Genomic DNA, 20714 nt, shown 5'->3' on the forward strand with positions numbered 1-20714 from the left:
CCGTCACCCCCGGCCTTGTGCCGGGGGTCCACGGTTCAGCTTGCTGGACCCAGGGGATTTGGAACAACAATAAGGGCGGGGAACAGAGACGTCCCCTCACACCTCCGCACCGTCGCCGCCGGTGGGGGCGATGCTGCGGCGGTCGAAGGCGACGCTTTTCACGACGGCGTGCAGCGCGAGGCCAGGGCGCAGGCCCAGCATCGCGACCGAGCGGCGGGTGACGCGGGCGAGCAGCGCGTCGCCGGCGCAATCCAGGCGAACATCGACGATGGGGCCATCGCCGGGCCGCAGTTCGGTCACCGTCGCCGGCAGAATGTTCAGCGCGCTGATGCCGGCTGGCTTTTCCAGCGCCAGCATGACGTCGCGGGCGCGGATGCGGATGCGGATCGGCGATCCGGTCGGCAGATCGATGCGCGGCACCCGGATGAGCCCGCCGGCCGCGCGCAGCAGGGTAAGGCCGTATTCCGCCTCCTGCCCCACGATGCGGGTCTCCAGCACCGCGCCGGCCTCGGCCCGGCCGGTCATCGGAAACAGATCGAGCCGGCCCATGATATCCGCCGTCGGGCCGGCCGCCGCCACCGCGCCCTCATTCAGCAGCACCAGGGTGGAGGCCAGGCGCGCCACCTCGCCCACGCCATGGCTGACATAGAGGATGGGAATGCGCACCTCGTCGCGCAGCCGTTCGATATAGGGCAGGATTTCCGCCTTGCGGCCTTCGTCCAGCGAGGCCAGCGGCTCGTCCATCAGCAATAGCCGGGGACTGGCCAGAAGCGCCCGGCCGATGGCGACACGCTGCTTCTCGCCGCCCGACAGCAGCGCCGGCTTGCGCGCCAGCAGCCCGGAGATGCCCAGCAGATCGACGACATGCTCCAGGCTACCGTGCCGGCCCTGGCGGGGGGCGAACCAATGGCCATAGAGCAGGTTCTGCCGCACCGTCAGATGCGGGAACAGCCGGCCTTCCTGGAACACATAGCCGACCCGGCGGCGATGCGGCGGCAGGAAGATGCCGCGCTCGCTGTCCAGCAGCACCAGGTCGCCCACTGTCACCCGGCCGCGCTTGGGACGGATCAACCCGGCGACGATATTGACCAGCGTGGTCTTGCCGCTGCCCGAGCGGCCGAACAGGGCGGTGAGGTTGCCCTGGCTCTCGAACCGAGCATCGAGCGTGAAATCGCCCTGGCGATGGGTGATGTCGACCGACAGGCTCATGCCGCCCCCGCCCGTTGGCCGACCCGGTCCGCAGCCTTGCGCGCCAACAGCTCGGAGGCCAGCAATGCTGCCATCGAGATCGCCACGGAGACCAGCGTCAGCCGCAGCGCGCCGGCATCGCCGCCCGGCACCTGGGTGAAGACGTAGATCGCCGTCGGCAGCGTCTGGGTCTCGCCCGGAATGTTGGAGACGAAGGTGATGGTGGCGCCGAACTCGCCCATCGCCTTCGCGAAGGACAGGATCATACCGGCGATCACGCCAGGCAGGATCAGCGGCAGCGTCACGGTCAGGAACACCATCGCCGGATTGGCCCCCAGCGTGCCGGCGGCCTGTTCCAGCCTTCTGTCCACCGCCTCGATGGACAGCCGGATGGCGCGCACCATCAGTGGAAAGCCCATCACCGCGCAGGCCAGCGCGGCACCGGTCCAGCGGAAAGCGAAGACAATGCCGAAATATTGGTCCAGGAAGCCGCCGATGGCCCCCTGCCGACCGAACAGCAGCAGCAATATATAGCCGGTCACCACCGGCGGCAGGATCAGCGGCAGATGCACCAGCCCGTTCAGCAGCGCCTTGCCCCAGAAATCGTAGCGCGCCAGCACATAGGCCACGGCAACGCCGAGCGGCAGGCTGCACAGCATCGCCCACAGCGCCACCTTAAGGCTGAGCCGGACGGCGGTGACCTCGTCCGGGCTGAGCGCCAGCCACTCCATCTATCACTGCCCGCGGTGTAATTTCATGCGCGGTCTATTGCCCAAGAACGGTGAAGCCCTGCTTTTCGAAGACCGGCTTCATCATGGGCGATTTAACATGCCTAAGGAAGGCGGCGGCGTCGGGGTTTTTCGATCCCGCCAACTCGGCCGCCGGATAAATGATCGGCGGATGCGTGTCGCCGGGGAAAGTGCCGACGATCTCGACATTCGCATCGGCCGCCGCGTCGGTGGCGTAGACGATGCCGTAGGGCGCCTCCCCGCGTGAGACCAGCAGCAGCGCGGCGCGCACATTCTCCGCCTGGGCGATTTTGCTCTCGACCGCGCCCCAGATCCCCAGCGATTCCAGCGACGCCTTGCCATATTTGCCGGCCGGCACGGCGTTGGTGTCGGCCATCGCCAGGCGGCCGCCCTTCAGCAGATCGGCGAGCGGGAACCCCGCCTCGATCGTCAGCTTCTGCGCCGTGTCTTTCTGGGCCACCAGCACGATGGAATTGCCCAGCAGATTGCTGCGCGTCTCCGGCTTCACCAGGTTGCGCTGCTGCAGGAAGTCCATCCAGTCGATGTCGGCGGAAATGAAGACATCCGCCGGCGCGCCCTGCTCGATCTGCCGGGCCAGCGCCGAACTGCCGGCATAGGAGATGCGCGGGGGAATGCCCCCCTGCTTCATCCAAGCGCCAGCCACCGCATCCAACGCGTTCTTCAGGCTGGCGGCGGCGAACACCGTTACCGGGGTCTTGTCCTGCGCCAGGGCCGGCTGCGCCAGCACGCCCGCCGCGATCGCCAGCCCCGCAAGGAATTTACCAATCCGCATTCCACCCCCAATATATCTAACCGGATATGTCGGCGGGCAGGATAAACCATCGATATGTCCAGTGGAATACATCGACGGCAAAAAAAGAAGCCTGCCGGTGGGAGCCGGCAGGCTTGCAGAAGGCTTCTTGGAAGCAGCGTCGCGTTTTAGCGAACGACGATGTCGTTCTTCACGCTGGTCACGCCCTTGACGCCCTGCGCCACGGTGGTGGCGCGGCTCTTGGCGGTGGCGGTATCGACGAAGCCGCTGAGCTGCACGACGTTGTTGAAGGTCTCGACATTGATCTGCGAGGCCTTCAGCACCGGATCCTCGATCAGCTTGGCCTTGACCGTGGTGGAGATGGCGGCGTCGTCCGTGTACTGGCCAGCCGTCTGGCGACCCTCGAAGACCGAGCAGGCCGAGAGCGCGACGGCAACCAGCGCAACCGCGAGAAAGCCCTTGAAGCGAAGGAGCTGAAGCATGGGAGGTATCCTCGTTCCGTTTATCTAGCGCACGGGTAATTCCGCGCTGCATAGGTAACTGGATGCGCGCCAGAATGTTCCCGGCGTCGCAAAAGAGGATTAGACCGGATCGACGATTTCGAGGGAGTGCCGCGCAATGGTGCCCCTGGCCGGACTCGAACCAGCACGCCTGTTAAGACAACAGATTTTGAGTCTGTCGCGTCTACCAATTCCGCCACAGGGGCCCGCCATTGCGGTGGCGGCATATTAGCCAGCGGAATCCTGGCGTCAATCGGAACCGCCAGCTTGCCGCAGCGAAACGGGGCTGCTACGCCTTGGGGCCGGCCTTTCCCAGCATTCGGATTTTCATGGACGAGTCGACCCCCAAGCGCTCCCCGCTGCACCGGCTGTATGACTGGACGCTGCATTGGGCGGCGCATAAGCGGGCCCGCACGGCGCTGTTCAGCGTTTCCTTCGTCGAGAGCAGCGTGTTTCCGATTCCGCCGGATATCCTGCTGATCCCTATGGTGCTGGCCGACCGGCGCAACGCCTTCTGGATCGCCACCATCTGCACCGTCGCCTCGGTGCTGGGCGGCGCGGCGGGTTACGTCATCGGCTATCTGCTGTTCGACAGCGTTGGCCTGGCGATCCTTAATTTCTACGGCTATGCGGAAAAATTCGCGGCCTTCAGCCAGCTCTATAATGAATGGGGTTGGATGATCGTGGCCGGGGCCGGCTTCACGCCGTTTCCCTACAAGGTCATCACCATCGCCAGCGGCGTGACGCATCTGGACTTCGCGATCTTCATGATCGCCTCCGTGCTGTCGCGCGGCGCGCGCTTCTACCTGGTCGCCGCCCTGCTGTGGTATTTCGGCCCGCCGATCCAGCGCGTCATCGAAAAACATCTGGGCCTGCTGACCTTCCTGTTCTTCGCGCTGCTGGTCGGCGGTTTCGTGGCGCTGAAATATCTGCTCTAGGCACCCTATATGCCGATGATGACCCGATATGCCGGATATCTGATCGCGCTCGCGAGCGCCCTGGTGCTGGGTGCCGCGCTGCTGTCGCAATATGTCGGCGGACTGCAGCCCTGCGTGCTGTGCGTCTATCAGCGCTGGCCCTATGTCGCGACCATTCTGCTGGGTCTGGCCGCCGGCTGGGCGGTGCGACGCAGCCGGGGCGCCGCGGGCGGGCTGCTGGCCCTGGCCGGGCTCGCCTTCCTGATCGGCGGCGGCATCGCGGCCTTCCATGTCGGGGTAGAGCAAGGCTGGTGGCAGGGCACCTCCTCCTGCGGGGCGATGGGCGGGGCGGCGGCCAGCCTGGCCGACCTGAAGGCGCAGGTGCTGGCCGCCCCGGTGGTGCGCTGCGACGATGTGGCGTGGTCCCTGCTGGGAATCTCCATGGCAGGCTATAATTTCCTGGTATCGCTGGCGCTGGCGGGTTTTGCCATCGCAACCGCCCGGCGCAGCCTGAAGGAGGAATCATGACCAAGCGCACCGGCGAGGACCGGCTGCCCGGCGATCTCGCCCCGAAAGAGCTGGTCGAACGGATGATCCGCGTCGACCATGCCGGCGAATACGGCGCGGCGCGCATCTATGAAGGCCAGCTCGCCGTGCTGGGCCGCAGCCCCAGCGCCGCCACCATCCGCCATATGCGCGAGCAGGAGCAGGCGCACCTGGACACGTTCAGCCGGATGATCGTGGAGCGCCGGGTGCGGCCGACCGCCTTGCAGCCGGTCTGGCACGTCGCCGGTTTCGCACTGGGCGCGGCCACCGCGCTGATGGGCGAGAAGGCGGCGATGGCGTGCACCGTCGCGGTCGAGGAGGTGATCGACGAACATTATCGCGAGCAGGCGGAAAAGCTGGGCGACGACGAATCGGGCCTGCGGGACACCATCGAACGCTTCCGCGCCGAGGAGCTGGAGCATCGCGACATCGGCTACGATCATGGCGCCGCCGAGACGCCAGGCTTCGAGCTGCTGCGCGGCGCGGTGAAGGCCGGCTCGCGCCTGGCCATCTGGCTGTCGCAGCGAGTCTAGCGCGATGCCGGCTTTCAAGGTTTCCGGCATGAGCTGCGGGGGCTGCGTCGCCGCCCTGCGCAAGGCGGTGCTGGCGCGCTACCCGCAGGCTGTCGTGACGGTCGATCTGCGCGAGGGCGAAGTGACGGTCAGCGGCAGCGACGACGCCCCCGGCCTCGCGGACGCCATCGAGGCGGCGGATTTCACGGTCGAGCGGCGGCTCGATTCGTGACGCTGGAACAGGATCTGCTGCGCCGGGTGCGGTCCGGCCCGACCAATGCCTCGCTACTCTACGCGATTTCCGCCATGGGCCTGCCGCAGGGCGCGCTGGTCGCGGGCGCCGTTGTCCAGGCGGTGTGGAACGGCCTGCAGCGCCAGCCGGTGGATGCCGGGGTGAAGGACTACGACATCTTCTATTACGACCCAGACTTGTCCGAGGCGGCGGAGCAGAAAGTGCAGGCAGAGCTGCGCGCGCTATATCCCTATCTGACACTCGATATCCGCAACCAGGCGCGCGTGCATCTGTGGTACGAGGCCCGCTTCGGCGTGCCGTGCGCGCCCATCGCCAGCGTGCTCGACGGCATCGGCCGCTTCCCGGTCGCCTGCACCTGTGTCGGCATTAGCGGCGAGGGGGAGGTGTTGGCGCCCTATGGGCTGGAAGCGCTCTATGCCGGCCGGCTGGCCGCCAACCCGGCCTGCCCCGATCCCACGGCATTCGCGGCCAAGGCGGCGAGCTATCGGGAGCGCTGGCCCTGGCTGCGGCTGGAGGGCGATCAGGCCTCTTCCAGCTCGGAATCCCAGTAAAGGTAATCCTGCCAGCTTTTGTGCAGATGGTTGGGCGGGAAGGACCGGCCATTATCCTGCAATTCGAAGCTGGTCGGCTGGTGCGGCTCGACCAGCGGGAACATGCCGACCTCGCGCGGTAGCCGGTTGCCCTTCTCCAGATTGCAGGCGCCGCAGGCGGTGACGACATTCTCCCAATTGGTGCGCCCGCCGCGCGAGCGAGGGATCACATGGTCGAAGGTCAGTTCCGGGGTGGGGAAGGGATCGCCGCAATATTGGCAGGAGAAATGGTCGCGCAGGAACACGTTGAAGCGGGTGAAGGCCGGCCTTCGGGCGGCGGGCACATATTGCTTCAGGGAGATCACGCTAGGCAGCTGCATCTCGAAATTCGGCGAGCGGACCGCCTGGTCGTAATGCGCCAGGATGTTCACCCGGTCGAGGAACACCGCCTTCACCGTGTCCTGCCAGTTCCACAGCGACAGCGGGAAGTAGCTGAGCGGCCGAAAATCGGCGTTCAGCACCAATGCCGGCCAGTCGTTAGACGTCAACGCCAAGACGACCCTCCCTCGCTGGGGCCGCCGCGCCGTCGCCGGCTGCGGCGATCAGAGAATGCGCATATGCATATCCTGCCGCAAACCAAAACACAACAAGTTGATGGATCGCGTCAGCCAGCCACAGCTTGTTGTAACATAACGACAATAAACAGCTAAAGCTGGTTTAATGAGCGACGCTCCAGCCCGTCATAAACTGCTGCGCGAACATTTCAGATCGCGGATCAGCCCGTCGACCAGCCCATAGCACCAGCCATGCACGGTGAGCGGCTGGCCGCGGTTCCAGGCGTCGCGGATAATCGGCGTGTCGGAAACCTGGCGCACCTGCTCGACGACGCTCAACTCGCACAGGCGGTTCACCCGCTCCTCCGGATCGCCGATGGCGTCCAACTCGGCGCGGTGCGCCTCGGCCAGGTCGCGCACCGGATGGAGCCAATAGTCGATCAGCCCGTGACGCTCATTGTTCAGGGCAGCCCGCACGCCGCCGCAGCCATAATGGCCGCAGACGATGACATGCTTCACCTTCAGCACGTCGATGGCGAATTGCAGCACCGCCAGGCAGTTCAGATCGCCCGGATTGACCAGGTTGGCGACATTGCGGTGCACGAACACCTCGCCCGGCTGCAGACCGGTGATGACGTTCGCCGGCACGCGGCTGTCGGCACACCCGATCCACAGATATTCCGGCGTTTGCAGGCCGGACAGGCGCTTGAAATAATCCGGGTCTTCCTGCACCCGGGCCGCAGCCCAATCGATGTTCTGCTTGAAGAGCTGGTCCATTGCCGCCTCTAGGACTATGAAAGCTGCGCTTCAATATAGCATTCGGCGGCACGGCAACACCCCCTGTCGGCATCAAACCCGCTATCGCAAGCCAGGGAACAGGCCCAGCAACCCGCTGGCCAGGATCTGCGCGGCGATGGCGGCCAGCAGCAGGCCGAACAGGCGGTTCAGAATATTCAGACCGGTGCGCCCCAGCCTCGCGCCGATCGGCGAGGCCAGGCGCAGCGACAGCCAGAGCAGCAGGCAGATGACCAGGATGCAGGCGATGATGAGGGCGGCATGCAGCAGCCCCTCGCCGCGCTGCATCTGGATGATGGTGGTGGAGATGGCGCCCGGTCCGGCCAGCAGCGGGATGCCCAGCGGCACCACGCCGACCGTCTCGCGCTGCTCCGCCTCGATCGCCTCCTCGCGAGTCTGCTGCACGCCGGAGACCTTGGCGTTCAGCATCGACAGCGCCATCAGCAGCAGCACGATGCCGCCACCGACCCGGAAGGCATCCAGGCTGGTGCCCAGGGTGCGCAGGATGATATCGCCGGCCAGCGCGGAGCCGACCAGCACGGCGAAGACGGTCAGCGCCGCCGTGCGGGCGGTGTCCATCTGTTCGCGTCGGGTGCTGGTGCCGGTGAGCGACAGGAAAATCGGAATCGCCGCGAATGGGGTCAGCACCGCGAACAGCGTGACCAGAAAGCGGGTATAATCCGACCAGTCGACCATTCAGCAACCCAGCCTGTCCGCCAGGTCCTGGAAGTCGGCCACCGCCAGGTCGATGCCCGGCTCGGCCGCCAGATCCTTGGTCTGGCCCGGCCCGTGCTCGGTCGGCCGCAGCACGAATACGGTCTTGAAGCCGACCTTGGCGGCGGCGTGCAGATCATTATTGTGGGCCGCGACCAGGGCGCATTCCTCGGGCTTCAGCCCCAGCGCCTCGGCGCCGCGCAGATAGGTTTCGGGCTGCGGCTTGTAGGCGCGCGCGACTTCCGCCCCCAGGATCACGTCCCAGGGCAGGCCGGCCCGCTTTGCCATGTTCACCATCAGCGCGATATTGCCATTCGACATGGTGGCCAGGATATAGCGCTTTTTTAGCCGCGTCAGGCCGGCCACCGCCTCCGGCCAGGGGTCGAGCCGATGCCAGGCCTTGTTGAAATGGTCGATGGCATCGTCTGGCAGGCCGGTGACTCCCTTTTTCTCCAGCAGCGCCACCAGGCTTTCCCGGTGCAGATCGTCCAGCCTGGCCCAGGGGCGCTGGCCGCTGCGCACCTTCTCCATCGATGGCTGATACAGGCCGCGCCACTCATCGGCGAAAGCCTGCCAGTCGAGATCGATGCCGTGCGCACGACCGAATTCACCGCCTTCGCGGGTGACCGAGCTGCGCCAATCCACCACCGTGCCGAACACGTCATAGGTCAGCGCCTTCACGCCGGCCAAGGCTTCGATGCCCATTCTTTTCCTCCCTCGGATTTCCCTAAGCGCGGCAGCATTCCCCCGGCGCAGGCGCGCCGCAAGCCCCCTCATTGAGCATCGCCTCACAAAACAGGTGAGAAAGAAGCGTCACAGACTTGTTCTTGAAACATTTTTTGGTTAAAGAGGAGGTTCACATTGAAGAGGCGCGGGAATGCGGGTCGCAGCGATTATCTTTTTTTCCGCCCTTTTGGCGGCGTGCGCGCAGCCACCGCAGCAGCAGCGCCCGACCGCCGAAGCGCCGGTCGAGATGGTCGCGCACTCAATGCAGGTCGCGCACTCGCCCTTGCGGCCCTATCCGAACCTTGATGAATTCCTGCAATGCGTCCCCTTCGCGCGCCAGGTCTCCGGCATTGAAATTTACGGCGACGCCTGGACTTGGTGGGACAAGGCGCAGGGCCATTATGACCGCGGCAACCGGCCGGAAGTGGGCGCGGTGCTGGCGCTGGAGCGCACCTCGCGCATGCGCTATGGCCATGTCGGCGTTGTCGCGGCAATCCAGGATTCCCGGCGAATACTTGTGACCCATGCCAATTGGGGCGGGGATTCGAGTACACGCGGCAAGGTCCATGCCCGCCAGCCAGTGGTCGATGTCTCGCCGAACAATGACTGGAGCGAGGTTCGGCTGATGAATACGCAAGGCACCTTCGGCGCGGTCTATCCCGCGCATGGCTTTATCTATCAGCGCCCGACCCTCGCAGATGCCCGTGGACAACGCTGAGTCATTCGCGCGACACAATAATTAATTTATATAAAAATCGATTTATATTTCGGACCGCCATTCAAATTCTAAGTACGAATATTTTTCAAAACCTCCCGTTAATCAACTATTAACAGATTCGGTTCAAATTGATACTATCGTAGTCATGGTTTGCCTATCGAACCTGTTTCACGGAGGGGGAAATGTTCGGGTGGCATCGTACAATTCGGGTCGAGCCCGGAATGCAGATTGAGACCGTCAGCCGCTGGGGCGATGTGCGCTGGCAGGTGGAAAGCGTCGCCGAGATCGAGGGCATACAGCATGCCCGCCTGCTCTCCGTCGATCATACGCGGGACCCGATAACCCTGGCGGTTTCGGTGCTGGCCGACAAGCAGCGCTTCCGTATCCGCCCGGTCCTGGCGAGCGCCTGATTCCTCCGCCCCGACCGCTTGATCGTCCTTCCCACCTTTCCTACATGAATATCGGCGATGCCAACCGGATCGCCGGCTTGGGATGCCGCATCCGCGGGTCCGTAAAAGCCTGACCTCTAGGCCGTCTCGCTCATCGGAGGAGGAAGGTCGCATGACCCGTATGTCGGTGTTCAACAGCCCGTTTCTGCTTGGCTTCGATCACTTCGAACGCGCGATCGACAGGATCAGCAAATCCTCGCCGGACGGCTACCCGCCCTACAATATCGAGCAGACCGGCGCCAATGACTGGCGCATCAGCCTGGCGGTGGCCGGCTTCGGTCCTGACGATATGGAAATCCTTGTCGAAGGCAGCCAATTGGTGATTCGCGGCCGTCAGGGCGAGGATGGCGAGCGGGTATTCATCCATCGCGGTATCGCCGCGCGCCAGTTCCTGCGCAATTTCGTCCTCGCCGACGGCATGCTGGTCACCGGGGCCGAGCTGGATAACGGCCTGCTGCATGTGAGCCTGAGCCGGCCGGAGCCGGAATCCACCGTGCGCCGCATCGAGATCACCGCCCGCGGGACCGGCCAGCCTCCGGCGGCGTGAAAAACAGGCTTTACCACGGCCCGCCTTGCGCCATTCTCACTTTAAGCATTGCGTAGGAATTGCCGGTGAATAGTAATGCCGGCCCCTACAGAAATCCCCGCCTCGGCGCTTCCGTCCAGGCCGAGCGAACGGGGGAAAGGTAGACAGTCATGAACGAGCTTGAAAAGATCCGTCACTTGTCCCGCAACGACCTGGCCCTGCTGGGCATGAACGATGTCGCCTATGTGCGCGCTATCAAGGTGAAGGGGAAGAAGCCGCAGATCGCCATCCATGCGGCCGATGGCACGCAGATGCTGGTGGTCGACGATATGGCGATCGCCCTTGCCACCATCCGGCAGAACGAGATGGAGCCGGTGCCCCTGCACTGACCCCCTCCCGAAGACTGGGCCTCAGGCGGCGTGGCTCGCCTGGGTCTCGGTCAGCAGGGCGTAGATCGCGTCAGCGCTGTCGCAGCCGCGCAGCTTGCCGCAGATATTGCGGTCCCGCAGCAGGCGGGACACCCGCGCCAAGGCCTTCAGATGATCCGCCCCGGCCGATTCCGGCGCCAGCAGCAGAAACATCAGATCGACCGGCTGTTCGTCGATGGAATCGAAATCCACCGGCTTTTCCAGCTTGGCGAAGATTCCGTATAGCCGGTCCAGTTGCGGCAGCTTGCCATGCGGGATGGCGATGCCATTGCCCACACCCGTCGTGCCCAGGCGCTCGCGCTCCAGCAGCACGTCGAAAATCTGGCGCTCTTCCAAACCGGTCAGATCGGACGCCCGGCGCGCCAACTCTTGAAGCGCCTGCTTCTTGCTGGTCACGCGCATATTGGCAATCACCGCCGTCGGCGTGATCAAATCCATGATTTCCATGCTCTTCTCGCCCCGTCGATTTTATACGGCAGTCGCTAGACCGCCTTCGTTTCCTGGGGGTCGATCCACCCTATATTGCCGTCTTTGCGACGATAGACCACGTTCATGCGGCCACTGGCGGCGTTGCGGAACATCAGCACCCGCAAATCCCCCAAATCCACCCGCATGGCCGCGTCGCTCGGCGTCAGCGTGGGGATTTCCTGCTTCATCTCGGCAATGATGGCCGCGTCGCCATTCACCGATTCCGCCGGCTCTTCCTCGGGTTCGGGCGCCAGGATGTAATATTGCGCCGGCACCCCATCGCCCTTGGCGGTTTCCTTGTGGTGGTCCTTCAGCCGACGCTTGTAGCGGCGGAGCTGCTTGGCCACCCGGTCGCGGGCATTGTCGAAGGCGATATAGGCATCGCCGGCCTCGCCGCTGGCCTGCACATCAATGCCGCGCCCGACATGAATGGAAATGTCGGACTTGAACATCGAACCTTCGCGGGAGACCACTACGGAGGCCTCAAGGGCCTTGCCGAAATATTTGTCGACCTCGGCATTCAGCGTGTCATCGATATGACCCCGGAGGGCATCGCCGACATCGATCTGCTTGCCTTTGACGGTGAGCTGCATGAGCACCCCGTTTGCTGTTCTCGGTTGGCGGCAGGAAAACCCAGCCGCCGGTTTAAGAGGCGCGGACCATAGTTGCGCTTCCATTACAGAGTCAAGCGCAGCCCGGGCTTCCTGGCAAGACCTTGACAAAAGCACCGAACAGGAATCCGGATCAAAGCCGCAACGCCTTCTCGCGGCGGCGCTGAACGGAAGACGAAATCCTCATCGATTCCCGGTATTTAGCGACCGTCCGCCGGGCAATGTCGATACCGTCGCCCTGGAGGATCTCGACGATCTTGTCGTCGGAAAGAACGTCGCTCGCCTGCTCCGCCTCGATCAGCGTCTTGATGCGGAAGCGCACCGCTTCCGCCGAATGGGCCGCCGCCCCATCCATCGCCGAGATGGCGGCGGAGAAGAAATATTTCAACTCGAAAACGCCGCGCGGCCCGGAAATGTACTTATTGCTGGTCACCCGGCTGACCGTGCTCTCATGCATGCCGATGGCGTCCGCGATGTCGCGCAGCACCAGCGGGCGCAAATGCTCCACGCCCTGGCGGAAGAAGCCGTCCTGCTGGCGCACCAACTCGGTCGCGACCTTCAGGATAGTGGTGGCGCGCTGGTGCAGCGACTTCACCAGCCAGCTTGCCGACTGGAACTGCTCGCTCAGATAATCCTTATCCTCGCGGCGCCGGGCGATGCGGCTGACCTCGGCATAATAGCGCCGATTCACCAGCACCCGGGGCAGGCTGTCGCTGTTCAGCTCGACATGCCAGCCGCCATCGGCGGAGGGACGCATCAAGATATCCGGCACCAGCGTCTGCGCGATGTCGCGCGCGAAGGCTTCCCCCGGCTTCGGGTTCAGCGCCTTGATCTCGGCGACCATGTCAGCCAGGTCTTCATTGTCGACGCCACAGATTTTGCGCAGCCCCGCCAGGTCGCGATTGGCCAGCAGATGCAGATTATCCAGCATCGCCTGCATGGCGGGATCCAGCCGGTTCTTCTCGCGCAGCTGCAGCGCCAGGCACTCCTTCAGCGAGCGCGCGAAGATGCCCGGCGGGTCGAGCCGCTGCAGGCGCGCCAGCACCGCCTCCACCCGCTCCACGGGGCACAGCAGCGCCTCGGCGACGGTGCCGCAATCGGCGGTGAACCAGCCGCATTCATCCAGCAGCCCGACCATATAAGCGGCGATCAGCCGCTCGGTGCGGTCGGCGAAGTCGATGCCGATCTGTTCGGAGAGATGCTCGGACAGGGTTTTCTCGGCGCTGAGGGTGCGGTCGAAACCGCCTTCCTCATCCTCGAAGTCGCCGCGCCCGCCGCTGGTCTTCCAGGTTAGGGATTCGCCGCCGTCGAATTCCTCGCCGCCGGCGGCCGCCTCGTTGCTGCTCCATAGATTGCCGTCGTCGCTATTGGCGTCCAGCGGGCTCTCCCCGCTGGCCGGCAGCGTGTCGGCGGAAGACAACGTCATGGTGTCGAGCCGGTCGGAGGACGGGCCGACGGCGGGGGCGTCAGGATCGCCGTCGATGCCCAGCCCCTCGGCCGGACGGTCGGCGCCATCGCCCTCGTCGCGCTCCAGCAACGGGTTCTGCTCCAGCTCGCGCTCGACGTAATCGGTGAGTTCCAGGTTGGAGAGTTGCAGCAGCTTGATCGCCTGCTGCAGCTGCGGCGTCATCACCAGCGCCTGCGACTGCCTCAGGTCTAACCGCTGCGCCAACGTCATGGTCCGTTCCCGCCCCCTGCCCTAGTCCCGCTTCACTATAGGCTGAAACGTTCCCCGAGATAGACCCGGCGTACATCCTCGTCGACGACGATCTCGGAGGGTGCGCCCTCCATCAGGACGTGCCCGTCATGCAGGATATAGGCGCGGTCGACGATCTCCAGCGTCTCGCGCACATTATGGTCGGTGATCAGCACGCCGATGCCGCGATTCTTCAGGTGCTTGACCAGGTCGCGAATATCGCCGACGGCGATGGGGTCAATGCCGGCAAGCGGCTCGTCCAGCAAGACGAAGCTGGGGCGCGAGGCAAGCGCGCGCGCGATTTCCACACGCCGCCGCTCGCCGCCGGACAGCGCCATGGCCGGTGTGCGGCGCAAATGCGAGATCGAGAATTCGGCCAGCAGCTCGTCGAGATATTCCTCGCGCCGGGCGGGATCGGCCTCCACCACCTCCAGGACCGCGCGGATATTCTGCTCCACCGACAAGCCCCGGAAGATCGAGGCTTCCTGCGGCAGATAACCGATGCCCAGCCGGGCGCGGCGATACATCGGCAGGTCGGTGATATCCTCGCCATCCAACATGATGGTGCCGTAATCCGGCGCGATCAGCCCGGTGATGATGTAAAAGCAGGTGGTCTTGCCGGCGCCGTTCGGCCCCAGCAGGCCGACCGCCTCGCCCCGCTGGACAGAGACGCTGACCCCGCGCAGCACGGGGCGCTTCTTGTATTGCTTGCCGAGATTGCCGGCGACCAGACCCTTATTGTCGGCCACCAGGCGCGGGCCGCCCTTCTCGTCCTGCCGTTCGGCCGGTGCAACCAGGTTCATCCCGCGCGTCTCCTCCGTCCTGCCGGCCATCGGCTACTGACTGCGGCCGGGCGCCGGGGACCGGCTGCCCTCCTGCGGCACGAACAGGCCGCGCACGCGCCCGTCCCCGCCCTTGCCGGCCAGCAGGCGGCTGACGCCGGTGCGCATATTCACCTCGGCGCGCTGCCCGTTAAGCTGATTCTTGCCTTGGGTTATCTTCACATCTCCCGTCAGCGTGGCGATCTCGCGGGACACATCGTAGACCCCGCTCTTGCCACGCGCGACTTCGTTCGGCGTCGTTATCACCACATTACCATCGGCCTGCACCTCGGCAAGCTGCAGCTGATTGGCCCGGTCCGGCTGGAAGCGGGCGGTCAGAACATCGGCGCGGATCCGGCGGTCCAGGCGGATCGCCACCGCATCGCCCGTCGCCACCGCGACCTGCTTGCCTTGAAAGTAATCGATCGTGTCGCGCGCCGTCACGGTATCGCTGCCGGCGACCAGCTTCAGATTCTTGCCGGTCAGGCGCAGGCGCTGCAAATCCATATTATAGACCGCGCGGTCGCCATAGGCGGTTTCGGTCGGCGTGCGCATGACGACCTTGCCCTCCGCCTCCAACCGCCAGATTTCGGTCTGACCATTCTTGCCGTCGCGATAGGTGGCGGTCAGCGTGTCGGCGTTCACGGTGACGTCGCCGCGGGTCGCCTTGGCATTGCCGCGCGCGATGTATTTCTGCGCGTCACGCACCCATTCGATGCCGTTATCCGCCTCGATGGTGACGGGCCCGTCATCGCCGCTCATGCTCGCCAGCTGCGCCGTCGCCGGCTGCGCCAGGAGCGCCAGCAGCAGGGCGAGCGGCAACAGGCGTCCCAGGATGCTGGCCAGGGTTCCCAGGTGGCTCACAGCGCGGCTCACCGGGCGCCCCCGGCGGCAGGCTTGGCGTCGCCCTCCTTGGGATAGGTGACCATCTTGGCCTTGCCGGTGAACAGGATGCGCGCGCCCTTGTCGAGGATGGTGAAGCCCTGGGCCTCGACCTGGCCCAGCGGTCCCTGCCCTTCGACCGGCTGGTTGCCGCTGGCCTCGCCGGTCTGCATGTCGATCCGCGCCTTCTCGGAACGGAACTCATAGCCGGAATCGTGGAAGACATTGACCCCGCCCCCCAGATCGACCGCCTGCTGGTTGCGGTCGAACAGGCCGTTGGTGGCGGTCAGCGCCACCCAGGTGCCATCCTCCATGGTCATGTCGGCCTTGGGCGCCGCCAGCGTGACCAGCGCGCTGTCGGCGCGCGACTGATTGGCGGAATCGGCGGTGACGATAAAGGGGCGGTTGCGCTCGTCGGTGCCGACGAAGCGCGGATTGACCATGTTCAGCGTCTCGGCGTCGCGCACATCGACCTTCACCGCGCCTAGCCGGAAACGGGAATCGTCGGACATGAATTCCGGCCACACGATGACCAGCCCGACCAGCACAACGGCGACGGACGGCAGCAACACCTTCAGCAAGAACACCAGCCGGCTATAGCCGATCGGGCGCGCCGCCGAGCGCCGCCGTGACGGCACGGCGGCCCCATCGCCCATAATGTTCGTGGAGTTGCTCACTTGTGTTCCTGATCTTTCTCGCTTTTTCCGGCGCGGCGTCCTGCCCGGCGATTGGACGGCATTCTGAAGTATGGGTAGCCGCCCCCTCAGGGTCAATGTAACGCGCGCCGGCTCCATCCTTTACCGCCGTCGCATAAACCGGGATTGGGGCGGATTAATGGGCGAAGATATCCTCTTCCGCCCAGCCCGACAGGTCGAGCGCCGCGCGGAACGGCAGGAAGCGATAACAGGCCGCCGCGATCTCGGCGCGGCCCTCGCGCGCCAGCCGCTCATCCAGCGCCGCCTTCAACGCGTGAAGGTGCAGCACGTCCGAGGCGGCGTAGGCCAGTTGCTCCGGCGTCAGTTCGGTAGCGCCCCAGTCGGAGGATTGCTGTTGCTTCGAGAGATCGACGCCCAGCAGCTCACGGCACAGATCCTTCAGCCCGTGCCGGTCGGTATAGGTGCGCACCAGCTTGGAGGCGATCTTCGTGCAATAGAGCGGATTGGTGTCGACGCCCAGATAATGGCGGAACACCGCAATGTCGAAGCGCGCGAAATGGAACAGCTTGGTGACGGCCGGGTCGGTCAGCAGGCGCTTCAGGTTGGGTGCTTCATAGTGTCCCGCCGGGAACTGCACCAGATGGCTGACGCCATCGCCGGCCGAAAGCTGCACCAGGCATAGCCGGTCGCGGCCGGGGCGCAGCCCCATCGTCTCGCTGTCGATGGCGACGCAGGGCCCGAGATCGAGCCCGTCGGGCAGGTCGCCTTGATGCAGGTGGATTGTCAACAGTACCTCCGGTCGGTATCCGGCTGGCGCCGGAACGTCGACCGCCGGCCCGTCAGTGCCAGCTCATCTTGCGGAGAATCCACAAGAGATGGTGCCCAGGAGAAGACTCGAACTTCCACGACCTTTCGGCCACAGGTACCTGAAACCTGCGCGTCTACCAATTCCGCCACCTGGGCACGGCTTGGAGCGCCGTAAAATCGTGAAGAGACGGGCTTCTGTCAACACGATTCTTCGCGCCATCGACGAAAGCCGGTGGATATCTCCGATTCCATGCACCGGCAGTGATTTACCTGATGCCGATTGGTGTAGTATGAGGGCAGCCCGATGCGCAGTAGGGCGAACCAACGGTCGGGTTGAGGGAACGGAATAATGAAGCACGCAGTGGTGACGGTTTTCGGCGGGTCCGGCTTTATCGGGCGCTATGTCGTGCAGCGGCTGGCGAAGACCGGGGCGCGGGTGAACGTCGCGGTGCGCCACCCGGAGCGCGCGCGCTTCCTGAAGCCGATGGGCCATGTCGGGCAGGTGACCCCGTTCTTCTGCTCCATCGCCGATCCCGAATCCGTCGCCCGCGCCGTGCAGGGCGCCGACGCGGTGGTCAATCTGGTCGGCATCCTCGCCCCCGGCGGTCATCATGCCGGCTTCGACGATATTCATGCCGAGGGTGCACGCCTGGTTGCCGAAGCGGCGAAGGCGGCCGGCGTGAAGGCGATGGTGCAGGTTTCCGCGCTGGGGGCGAATGCGGAGTCGGAATCGGCCTATGCCCGCTCCAAGGCCGCCGGCGAGGAAGCGGTGCGCGCCGCCTTCCCGGAAGCCACCATCCTGCGCCCCAGCATCGTGTTCGGGCCGGAGGACAGTTTCTTCAACCGCTTCGCCGCCATGTCGGCGCTGACCCCGGCGCTGCCGCTGATCGGCGGCGGCCACACCAAGTTCCAGCCGGTCTATGTCGGCGACGTGGCCGATGCGGTCATGATCGCGCTGGCCAAGCCCGAGTGCCAGGGCCAGACCTACGAGTTGGGCGGCCCGACCACCTACAGCTTCAAGCAGCTGCTGGAGCTGATGATGAGCGAGACCGGGCGCAAGCGCCTGCTGGTGCCGATCCCCTTCGGCCTGGCGGAGATCAAGGGGGCGATCCTCGGCATGCTGCCGAAGCCGCTGCTGACCCGCGACCAGGTGCTGCTGCTGAAGCAGGACAATGTCGTCTCCGGCGCGCTGCCCGGCCTGGCCGAACTGGGCATTGCGCCCACCACGGTCGAAGTCATCCTGCCGACCTACATGGACCGCTTCCGGATCGGCGGCCGCTATAGCCAGATCGCCCGGTAAGGCCGCTCGCTAGAAGAAATACACCCAGCTCAGCAGAGCGACGCCGAGAATCAGGCGGTAGATCACGAACGGGGTGAAGCTGGCCCGGCGCAGCCAGCCCATCATCAGGATGATGGTGACCAGCGCCGCCACGAAGGCCAGGCCGCCGGCGAAAATCGCGTCGTGCGTCAGTTGCGCGTTGCCGGCCTCGACAATGTCCTTCGTCACCAGCGCGCCGGCGCCGATGATGGTCGGGATCGACAGCAGCATCGAGAATCGCGCCGCCTCCACCCGCTCGAAGCCCAGGAAGCGGGCGATCGTCATGGTGATGCCCGAGCGGCTGGTGCCGGGAATGAAGGCCAGTATCTGCGACAGGCCGATCAGGAAGGCGTTGCGGGTGGTCATATGCTCCAGCCGCAGGATCGTCATCCCCACCTTGTCGGCGATATAGAGCAGCACGCCGAAAAGAAGCGTCGCCCAGCCGATGATCTCGGCGCTGCGCAGCGCATCGCCGGCATATTCATGGATCGCCAGGCCGACGACAACCGGCGGCACGGTGCCGACCAGCAGATACCAGATCATCATCAGACCGGGAGTGCGCCGCCCCTTCAGCGCCCGGAATAGGCCGAGACTCATCTCCCAGATGTCGCGCCACAGATAGATCAACACCGCGAGCAGCGTGCCGACATGCACCGCCACATCGATCATCAGGCCCTGGTCGGGCCAATCCGCCACCAGCGGAACCAGGATCAGATGACCCGACGAACTGATCGGCAGGAATTCGGTCACGCCCTGGACGAGCGCGAGGATGACGAGATGCAAAAGGGGCACGGGGAGCACCAGGGGGAAGGGAGAGGAAGGAAATTTATAGCATTTGAGCGTCACGGACCCAATCTGGGAAAATAGGTACCTTTTGTTACCTATCGCCCGGCGAGACGCTGGATATTGAAATGGAAATATTGTTTCCCTTGCGTCGAAAATAAAAAATAGGACAGCAAAATTGACCTATATGTGATTTTTCCCTCGCCAGCCTCGGAAACTGGGCGTATAGCAGCTTTCCCGCCAGCCCTTCGGCCGGCGGCGGGACGTAATGCGCGCTGAGCGCAATGGCGCGCGACAGAGATAAAGGGAGCCAGCCCGATGGCCAGCAAGATGTTGAAATTCGTCGATGTACCGCAGCGCATGCCGGAAAAGCGCGATGCCGAGGATCGGCGTGACGATTTCAATGAAATCTACGCCCGCTTCCAGCCCAAGGATGCGGCGGTGCAGGCCGCGCGCTGCTCGCAATGCGGCGTGCCCTTCTGCCAGATTCACTGCCCGCTGCAGAACAACATCCCCGACTGGCTGATGCTGACCGCCGAAGGGCGCCTGGAGGAGGCCTATGAAGTCTCCTCGGCGACCAACAACATGCCGGAAATCTGCGGCCGCATCTGTCCGCAGGACCGGCTGTGCGAGGGCAATTGCGTGATCGAGAAGGGCTTCGAGGCGGTCACCATCGGTTCGGTCGAGAAATACATCACCGACACCGCCTGGGAAAAAGGCTGGGTGAAGCCGCCCAAGCCGAAGCGCGAGCTGGCGCAGTCCGTCGGCATCATCGGCGCCGGTCCGGCCGGCATGGCGGCGGCCGAGCAGCTGCGCAAGAAGGGCTATCAAATCCACATCTACGACCGCTATGACCGGGGCGGCGGGCTGATGATCTACGGCATTCCCGGCTTCAAGCTGGAGAAGGACGTGGTCGAGCGCCGCACCAAGCTGCTGCAGGATGGCGGCATCACCTATCACCTGAATTGCGACATCGGCAGCGACGTGACGCTGGCCGCGCTGCGCGAGAGGCATGACGCGCTGTTAATCGCCACCGGCGTCTATAAGGCGCGCGACATCAAGGTGCCGGGCGTCGGCCTGGGCAATGTGGTGCCGGCGCTGGACTATCTGATCGCCTCGAACCGCAAAGGGCTGGGCGACGCGGTGCCGGCCTTCGAGGATGGCTCGCTGAACGCCGAGGGCAAGAATGTCATCGTCATCGGCGGCGGCGACACGGCGATGGATTGCGTACGCACCGCCGTCCGCCAGGGGGCGAAGTCGGTAAAGTGCCTGTATCGCCGCGACCGGGCCAACATGCCGGGCAGCCAGCGCGAAGTGTACAATGCCGAGGAAGAAGGCGTGGAGTTCGTCTGGCTCTCCGCCCCGGAAGCCTTTACCGGCGGCGACAAAGTGGAAGGCGTGCGCGCCATCCGCATGCATCTGGGCGTGCCGGACGCGACCGGCCGGCAGATGCCGCAGCCGATCGAGGGTTCCTCGCAGACCCTGGAGGCCGACCTGGTTATCAAGGCGCTGGGCTTCGACCCCGAGGATCTGCCGGCCCTGTTCGGCGAGAAGGGGCTGGAAGTAACCCGCTGGGGCACCGTCAAGGTCGACCACAAGACCATGATGAGCAAGCTGGACGGCGTGTTCGCCGCCGGCGACATCGTGCGCGGGGCCTCGCTGGTCGTGTGGGCCGTGCGCGACGGCCGCGACGTGGCGGAGAGCATCCACCGCTTCATTCAAGCCAAGGCCGACGGGAAGCCGGCAGACACGAAGGCGGGCGACAAGTCGCTCGCCATGGCGTCGTAAGGGAGGA

Annotated in this window: 27 protein-coding genes and 2 tRNA genes; 11 read left to right on the forward strand and 18 right to left on the reverse strand. The window is 64.9% G+C overall.

Translation table 11 applies throughout. From position 1 onward, the window contains the following. Positions 1 to 96: 96 nt before the first annotated feature. From modC to AUP43_RS05575, 5 genes are all read right to left on the reverse strand, one after another. The gene (modC, locus tag AUP43_RS05555) at positions 97 to 1209 is read right to left on the reverse strand and encodes a molybdenum ABC transporter ATP-binding protein (protein WP_067553621.1); all 1113 of its coding nucleotides are present in this window, start codon (positions 1207 to 1209) and stop codon (positions 97 to 99) included. After that, positions 1206 to 1919: a molybdate ABC transporter permease subunit gene (gene modB, locus AUP43_RS05560; protein ID WP_067553623.1), complete on the reverse strand. Its 714-nt coding sequence runs from the start codon at positions 1917 to 1919 to the stop codon at positions 1206 to 1208. Before modB ends, modC begins: the two co-directional genes overlap by 4 nt. A gap of 34 nt (positions 1920 to 1953) precedes the next feature. Then, positions 1954 to 2730: a molybdate ABC transporter substrate-binding protein gene (gene modA, locus AUP43_RS05565; RefSeq protein WP_067553626.1), complete on the reverse strand. Its 777-nt coding sequence runs from the start codon at positions 2728 to 2730 to the stop codon at positions 1954 to 1956. Between the two features lie 146 nt (positions 2731 to 2876). Then, positions 2877 to 3191, reverse strand: coding sequence for a BON domain-containing protein (locus AUP43_RS05570; RefSeq protein ID WP_067553628.1), 315 nt, complete (start codon positions 3189 to 3191; stop codon positions 2877 to 2879). Between the two features lie 137 nt (positions 3192 to 3328). Next, a tRNA-Leu gene (locus AUP43_RS05575) sits at positions 3329 to 3415 on the reverse strand. A 123-nt stretch (positions 3416 to 3538) separates the two neighbouring features. Here AUP43_RS05575 and AUP43_RS05580 point away from each other — a divergent pair. The 5 genes from AUP43_RS05580 to AUP43_RS05600 are packed head-to-tail and all read left to right on the forward strand — an operon-like array spanning position 3539 to position 5988. Further along, complete coding sequence (locus AUP43_RS05580; RefSeq protein WP_067553630.1) at positions 3539 to 4147, forward strand: YqaA family protein; 609 nt, start codon at positions 3539 to 3541, stop codon at positions 4145 to 4147. Positions 4148 to 4156: 9 nt separating this feature from the next. Continuing rightward, the gene (locus AUP43_RS05585) at positions 4157 to 4654 is read left to right on the forward strand and encodes a disulfide bond formation protein B (RefSeq protein ID WP_067553632.1); all 498 of its coding nucleotides are present in this window, start codon (positions 4157 to 4159) and stop codon (positions 4652 to 4654) included. Continuing rightward, positions 4651 to 5205 carry a demethoxyubiquinone hydroxylase family protein gene (locus AUP43_RS05590; RefSeq protein ID WP_067553635.1) on the forward strand — a complete coding sequence of 185 codons (555 nt, stop codon included), beginning with the start codon at positions 4651 to 4653 and terminating at the stop codon, positions 5203 to 5205. The genes AUP43_RS05585 and AUP43_RS05590 overlap by 4 nt, the downstream gene beginning before the upstream one ends. A gap of 4 nt (positions 5206 to 5209) precedes the next feature. Next, positions 5210 to 5416, forward strand: a complete 207-nt coding sequence (locus AUP43_RS05595; protein ID WP_067553636.1) for a heavy-metal-associated domain-containing protein — start codon at positions 5210 to 5212, stop codon at positions 5414 to 5416. Further along, positions 5413 to 5988, forward strand: coding sequence for a nucleotidyltransferase family protein (locus tag AUP43_RS05600; protein ID WP_067553637.1), 576 nt, complete (start codon positions 5413 to 5415; stop codon positions 5986 to 5988). The genes AUP43_RS05595 and AUP43_RS05600 overlap by 4 nt, the downstream gene beginning before the upstream one ends. Here AUP43_RS05600 and AUP43_RS05605 read toward each other — a convergent pair. From AUP43_RS05605 to AUP43_RS05620, 4 genes are all read right to left on the reverse strand, one after another. Beyond that, positions 5958 to 6521 carry an HNH endonuclease gene (locus tag AUP43_RS05605; RefSeq protein WP_067553643.1) on the reverse strand — a complete coding sequence of 188 codons (564 nt, stop codon included), beginning with the start codon at positions 6519 to 6521 and terminating at the stop codon, positions 5958 to 5960. The genes AUP43_RS05600 and AUP43_RS05605 overlap by 31 nt on opposite strands. Positions 6522 to 6707: 186 nt before the next feature. Beyond that, positions 6708 to 7298 (reverse strand): carbonate dehydratase, encoded by a 591-nt coding sequence (gene can, locus AUP43_RS05610; protein WP_067553645.1) that lies wholly within the window; start codon positions 7296 to 7298, stop codon positions 6708 to 6710. 81 nt (positions 7299 to 7379) lie between these two features. Beyond that, positions 7380 to 8012, reverse strand: a complete 633-nt coding sequence (locus AUP43_RS05615) for a MarC family protein (protein WP_067553647.1) — start codon at positions 8010 to 8012, stop codon at positions 7380 to 7382. Continuing rightward, positions 8013 to 8735, reverse strand: coding sequence for a haloacid dehalogenase type II (locus AUP43_RS05620; protein WP_067553649.1), 723 nt, complete (start codon positions 8733 to 8735; stop codon positions 8013 to 8015). It abuts the gene before it with no gap. 172 nt (positions 8736 to 8907) lie between these two features. On the opposite strand from AUP43_RS05620, the gene AUP43_RS05625 reads away from it, so the two are divergent. The 4 genes from AUP43_RS05625 to AUP43_RS05640 all read left to right on the forward strand — a co-directional run bounded on the left by AUP43_RS05625 (position 8908) and on the right by AUP43_RS05640 (position 10838). After that, entirely contained in the window at positions 8908 to 9474 is a 567-nt protein-coding gene (locus AUP43_RS05625; protein WP_067553651.1) for a CHAP domain-containing protein, read from the forward strand. Between the two features lie 221 nt (positions 9475 to 9695). Further along, positions 9696 to 9884 carry a hypothetical protein gene (locus AUP43_RS05630; RefSeq protein ID WP_067553653.1) on the forward strand — a complete coding sequence of 63 codons (189 nt, stop codon included), beginning with the start codon at positions 9696 to 9698 and terminating at the stop codon, positions 9882 to 9884. A 151-nt stretch (positions 9885 to 10035) separates the two neighbouring features. Then, positions 10036 to 10470, forward strand: coding sequence for an Hsp20 family protein (locus AUP43_RS05635; RefSeq protein WP_067553655.1), 435 nt, complete (start codon positions 10036 to 10038; stop codon positions 10468 to 10470). Positions 10471 to 10619: 149 nt separating this feature from the next. Continuing rightward, a complete protein-coding gene (locus AUP43_RS05640) occupies positions 10620 to 10838 on the forward strand; it encodes a DUF1150 family protein (RefSeq protein ID WP_067553657.1) in 219 nt (72 codons plus the stop codon). 21 nt (positions 10839 to 10859) lie between these two features. Here AUP43_RS05640 and ptsN read toward each other — a convergent pair whose 3' ends face one another. The 8 genes from ptsN to AUP43_RS05680 all read right to left on the reverse strand — a co-directional run bounded on the left by ptsN (position 10860) and on the right by AUP43_RS05680 (position 16974). Beyond that, the gene (gene ptsN, locus AUP43_RS05645; RefSeq protein ID WP_067553659.1) at positions 10860 to 11324 is read right to left on the reverse strand and encodes a PTS IIA-like nitrogen regulatory protein PtsN; all 465 of its coding nucleotides are present in this window, start codon (positions 11322 to 11324) and stop codon (positions 10860 to 10862) included. Positions 11325 to 11359: 35 nt separating this feature from the next. Then, the gene (hpf, locus tag AUP43_RS05650) at positions 11360 to 11938 is read right to left on the reverse strand and encodes a ribosome hibernation-promoting factor, HPF/YfiA family (RefSeq protein ID WP_067553662.1); all 579 of its coding nucleotides are present in this window, start codon (positions 11936 to 11938) and stop codon (positions 11360 to 11362) included. A 151-nt stretch (positions 11939 to 12089) separates the two neighbouring features. After that, on the reverse strand, positions 12090 to 13634 hold the full coding sequence (gene rpoN, locus AUP43_RS05655; protein ID WP_067553664.1) for an RNA polymerase factor sigma-54: 1545 nt from the start codon (positions 13632 to 13634) through the stop codon (positions 12090 to 12092). A gap of 35 nt (positions 13635 to 13669) precedes the next feature. Continuing rightward, positions 13670 to 14455 carry an LPS export ABC transporter ATP-binding protein gene (gene lptB, locus AUP43_RS05660; RefSeq protein ID WP_067553666.1) on the reverse strand — a complete coding sequence of 262 codons (786 nt, stop codon included), beginning with the start codon at positions 14453 to 14455 and terminating at the stop codon, positions 13670 to 13672. 33 nt (positions 14456 to 14488) lie between these two features. Continuing rightward, the gene (locus tag AUP43_RS05665) at positions 14489 to 15337 is read right to left on the reverse strand and encodes an LptA/OstA family protein (protein ID WP_232314886.1); all 849 of its coding nucleotides are present in this window, start codon (positions 15335 to 15337) and stop codon (positions 14489 to 14491) included. A gap of 8 nt (positions 15338 to 15345) precedes the next feature. Further along, the gene (gene lptC, locus AUP43_RS05670; protein ID WP_198154834.1) at positions 15346 to 16032 is read right to left on the reverse strand and encodes an LPS export ABC transporter periplasmic protein LptC; all 687 of its coding nucleotides are present in this window, start codon (positions 16030 to 16032) and stop codon (positions 15346 to 15348) included. Positions 16033 to 16186: 154 nt separating this feature from the next. Continuing rightward, entirely contained in the window at positions 16187 to 16798 is a 612-nt protein-coding gene (locus AUP43_RS05675) for a ribonuclease D (RefSeq protein WP_067553669.1), read from the reverse strand. A gap of 89 nt (positions 16799 to 16887) precedes the next feature. Next, a tRNA-Leu gene (locus tag AUP43_RS05680) sits at positions 16888 to 16974 on the reverse strand. A 193-nt stretch (positions 16975 to 17167) separates the two neighbouring features. Between AUP43_RS05680 and AUP43_RS05685 the strand changes: the two genes are divergently transcribed. After that, positions 17168 to 18118, forward strand: a complete 951-nt coding sequence (locus AUP43_RS05685; protein ID WP_067553670.1) for a complex I NDUFA9 subunit family protein — start codon at positions 17168 to 17170, stop codon at positions 18116 to 18118. A 9-nt stretch (positions 18119 to 18127) separates the two neighbouring features. On the opposite strand, the gene AUP43_RS05690 is transcribed toward AUP43_RS05685, so the two are convergent. Then, positions 18128 to 18928 carry an undecaprenyl-diphosphate phosphatase gene (locus tag AUP43_RS05690; RefSeq protein ID WP_067553714.1) on the reverse strand — a complete coding sequence of 267 codons (801 nt, stop codon included), beginning with the start codon at positions 18926 to 18928 and terminating at the stop codon, positions 18128 to 18130. Between the two features lie 309 nt (positions 18929 to 19237). On the opposite strand from AUP43_RS05690, the gene AUP43_RS05695 reads away from it, so the two are divergent. Next, positions 19238 to 20707, forward strand: coding sequence for an NAD(P)-dependent oxidoreductase (locus tag AUP43_RS05695; protein WP_067553671.1), 1470 nt, complete (start codon positions 19238 to 19240; stop codon positions 20705 to 20707). The last annotated feature ends 7 nt before the right edge of the window (positions 20708 to 20714 follow it).

The sequence above is a fragment of the Oceanibaculum pacificum genome, assembly GCF_001618175.1.
Taxonomy (GTDB): Bacteria; Pseudomonadota; Alphaproteobacteria; order Oceanibaculales; family Oceanibaculaceae; genus Oceanibaculum; species Oceanibaculum pacificum.

Coding starts and splice junctions, on each gene's coding strand:
- AUP43_RS05685 (WP_067553670.1), top strand. CDS start 17,168: ATGAAGCACGCAGTGGTGACGGTTTTCGGCGGGTCCGGCTTTATCGGG.
- rpoN (WP_067553664.1), bottom strand. CDS start 13,634: ATGACGTTGGCGCAGCGGTTAGACCTGAGGCAGTCGCAGGCGCTGGTG.
- lptB (WP_067553666.1), bottom strand. CDS start 14,455: ATGAACCTGGTTGCACCGGCCGAACGGCAGGACGAGAAGGGCGGCCCG.
- modA (WP_067553626.1), bottom strand. CDS start 2,730: ATGCGGATTGGTAAATTCCTTGCGGGGCTGGCGATCGCGGCGGGCGTG.
- AUP43_RS05620 (WP_067553649.1), bottom strand. CDS start 8,735: ATGGGCATCGAAGCCTTGGCCGGCGTGAAGGCGCTGACCTATGACGTG.
- can (WP_067553645.1), bottom strand. CDS start 7,298: ATGGACCAGCTCTTCAAGCAGAACATCGATTGGGCTGCGGCCCGGGTG.
- AUP43_RS05615 (WP_067553647.1), bottom strand. CDS start 8,012: ATGGTCGACTGGTCGGATTATACCCGCTTTCTGGTCACGCTGTTCGCG.
- AUP43_RS05595 (WP_067553636.1), top strand. CDS start 5,210: ATGCCGGCTTTCAAGGTTTCCGGCATGAGCTGCGGGGGCTGCGTCGCC.
- modB (WP_067553623.1), bottom strand. CDS start 1,919: ATGGAGTGGCTGGCGCTCAGCCCGGACGAGGTCACCGCCGTCCGGCTC.
- AUP43_RS05580 (WP_067553630.1), top strand. CDS start 3,539: ATGGACGAGTCGACCCCCAAGCGCTCCCCGCTGCACCGGCTGTATGAC.
- ptsN (WP_067553659.1), bottom strand. CDS start 11,324: ATGGAAATCATGGATTTGATCACGCCGACGGCGGTGATTGCCAATATG.
- AUP43_RS05570 (WP_067553628.1), bottom strand. CDS start 3,191: ATGCTTCAGCTCCTTCGCTTCAAGGGCTTTCTCGCGGTTGCGCTGGTT.
- AUP43_RS05625 (WP_067553651.1), top strand. CDS start 8,908: ATGCGGGTCGCAGCGATTATCTTTTTTTCCGCCCTTTTGGCGGCGTGC.
- AUP43_RS05590 (WP_067553635.1), top strand. CDS start 4,651: ATGACCAAGCGCACCGGCGAGGACCGGCTGCCCGGCGATCTCGCCCCG.
- hpf (WP_067553662.1), bottom strand. CDS start 11,938: ATGCAGCTCACCGTCAAAGGCAAGCAGATCGATGTCGGCGATGCCCTC.
- AUP43_RS05640 (WP_067553657.1), top strand. CDS start 10,620: ATGAACGAGCTTGAAAAGATCCGTCACTTGTCCCGCAACGACCTGGCC.
- AUP43_RS05630 (WP_067553653.1), top strand. CDS start 9,696: ATGCAGATTGAGACCGTCAGCCGCTGGGGCGATGTGCGCTGGCAGGTG.
- modC (WP_067553621.1), bottom strand. CDS start 1,209: ATGAGCCTGTCGGTCGACATCACCCATCGCCAGGGCGATTTCACGCTC.
- AUP43_RS05635 (WP_067553655.1), top strand. CDS start 10,036: ATGACCCGTATGTCGGTGTTCAACAGCCCGTTTCTGCTTGGCTTCGAT.
- AUP43_RS05585 (WP_067553632.1), top strand. CDS start 4,157: ATGCCGATGATGACCCGATATGCCGGATATCTGATCGCGCTCGCGAGC.
- AUP43_RS05695 (WP_067553671.1), top strand. CDS start 19,238: ATGGCCAGCAAGATGTTGAAATTCGTCGATGTACCGCAGCGCATGCCG.